Source organism: Varibaculum sp. (assembly GCF_008661855.1).
Lineage (GTDB): Bacteria > Actinomycetota > Actinomycetes > Actinomycetales > Actinomycetaceae > Varibaculum > Varibaculum timonense_A.
This window is the reverse complement of sequence record NZ_RPZY01000026.1, coordinates 1-2,508: the sequence shown is the minus strand read 5'-3', so window position 1 is coordinate 2,508 and position 2,508 is coordinate 1. Positions and strand designations below refer to the sequence as shown.

The following is a 2,508-nucleotide window of genomic DNA, read 5'->3' as shown; positions in this document are numbered from 1 at the left end:
TAATAACTGGTCAAGTTATTAAGGGTGCAGGGCGGATGCCTTGGCACTAGGAGCCGATGAAGGACGTGATAAGCTGCGATAAGCTTCGGGGAGTTGCACGTAAACTTTGATCCGAAGATTTCCGAATGAGGAAACTCACTTAGAGTAATGTCTAAGTATCGTTAAGTGAATACATAGCTTAGCGAGGGGAACCCGGGGAACTGAAACATCTAAGTACCCGGAGGAAGAGAAAGAAATTCGATTCCGTAAGTAGCGGCGAGCGAACGCGGAACAGGCCAAACCAATGAAGTTTACTTCGTTGGGGTTGCGGACATACAACATGGATGCAATATCGTAAATGAAGAGAGTTGGAAAGCTCCGCCATAGAAGGTAATAGCCCTGTAGTTGAAACGAGAAAGCTACTAGTATGATCCAGAGTACCACGGGACACGTGAAACCCTGTGGGAAGCAGGAGGGACCATCCTCCAAGCCTAAATACTACCTAGTGACCGATAGCGCATAGTACCGTGAGGGAAAGGTGAAAAGAACCCCGGGAGGGGAGTGAAATAGAACCTGAAACCCTGCACTTACAAGCTGTGGGAGCACATTACTTGTGTGACCGCGTACTTTTTGTAGAACGGGCCAACGAGTTACGGTAAGTAGCAAGGTTAAGCACTTAAGGTGTGGAGCCGGAGCGAAAGCGCGTCTTAAATTGGCGATTAATTTACTTGGCGTAGACCCGAAACCGGGCGACCTATCCATGAGCAGGTTGAAGCGAAAGTAAAATTTCGTGGAGGACCGAACCCACGAGCGTTGAAAAGCTCGGGGATGACTTGTGGATAGCGGTGAAATTCCAATCGAGCCCGGAGATAGCTGGTTCTCCCCGAAATAGCTTTAGGGCTAGCCTCAAGCGTAGAGAAACGGAGGTAGAGCACTGAATGTCCTAGGGGGTATTGCACTTACCGAAGACTATCAAACTCCGAATGCCGTTTTCTTTTACTTGGGAGTCAGACTGTGGGTGATAAGATTCATAGTCAAAAGGGCAACAGCCCAGATCGTCAGCTAAGGTCCCTAAATGTACGTTAAGTGGTAAAGGATGTGGGATTGCACAGACAACCAGGATGTTGGCTTAGAAGCAGCCACTCATTTAAAGAGTGCGTAATAGCTCACTGGTCGAGTGATTCTGCGCCGAAAATTTCCGGGGCTAAAACGTACTACCGAAGCTACGGCATCATTTATGATGGGTAGGGGAGCTTCGTATGCAGGCTGAAGCATGACCGTAAGGACATGTGGACAGTATACGAGTGAGAATGTTGGCATGAGTAGCGAGACGTGGGTGAGAATCCCACGGGCCGTAAACCCAAGGTTTCCAGGGGAAGGTTCGTCCGCCCTGGGTTAGTCGGGACCTAAGCCGAGGCCGAAAGGCGTAGGTGATGGACAACAGGTTGATATTCCTGTACCGCCAATAAGCGTTTGAGAGATGGAGTGACACAGTAGGATAAGCTAACCGTACTGTTGGTTATGTACGGCTAAGCATTGAGGCAGTCTAAATAGGCAAATCCGTTTAGACAATGCTAGGATGTGATGGGGAAGCCCTCCGGGGCGAAGTAGCTGATTTCACACTGTCAAGAAAAGCTTCTATCGAGTTTAAAGGCGCCCGTACCGTAAACCGACACAGGTGGGTGAGGAGAGTATCCTAAGGCCAGCGAGAGAACTATTGTTAAGGAACTCGGCAAAATGACCCCGTAACTTAGGGAGAAGGGGTGCCTGTCTATGACAGGCCGCAGAGAATAGGCCCAAGCGACTGTTTACCAAAAACACAGGTTTCTGCTAAGTCGTAAGACGATGTATCGGAGCGGACGCCTGCCCGGGGCGGGAAGGTTAAGGGGAGCTGTTAGAGCAATCGCAGCAGTCAACTTCAGCCCCAGTAAACGGCGGCCGTAACTATAACGGTCATAAGGTAGCGTAATTCCTTGTCGGGTAAGTTCCGACCCGCACGAAAGGCGTAACGATTTCGGCACTGTCTCAACAATAGACTCTGGGAAATTGTAATCCCGGTGAAGATGCCGGTTACCTGCGACAGGACGGAAAGACCCCATGGAGCTTTACTGTAGCTTGACATGGAGGCTCGGTGCTACATGTACAGGATAGGGGGGAGACTATGAAGCTTGGACGCCAGTCTGTGTGGAGTCATCCTTGGGATACCACCCTTGTAGTATTTTATTTCTAACAATCAGCCGTGAACAGGCTGGGTGACACTGTCAGGTGGGGAGTTTGACTGGGGCGGTCGCCTCCGAAATAGTATCGCAGGCGCTCAAAGGTTCCCTCAGAATGGTTGGAAACCAATAGAAGAGTGCAAAGACAGAAGTGACCATGACTGCGACACCGACGGGTGGAGCAGGTACGAAATTAGGACTTAGTGATCCGGTGTTATAAAGTTGGTTTTCCATAGATCAACGGATAAAAGGTAACCTGGGTATAACAGGCTTATCACTCCCAAGAGTTCACATCGACGGAGTGGTTTGGCAC

At 49.8% G+C, this 2,508-nt stretch carries 1 rRNA gene; it reads left to right on the top strand.

The features are described 5' to 3' along the window. Positions 1 to 8: 8 nt before the first annotated feature. Positions 9 to 2,508: ribosomal RNA gene (locus QZT94_RS03135) — 23S ribosomal RNA — on the top strand; the annotation flags it as partial.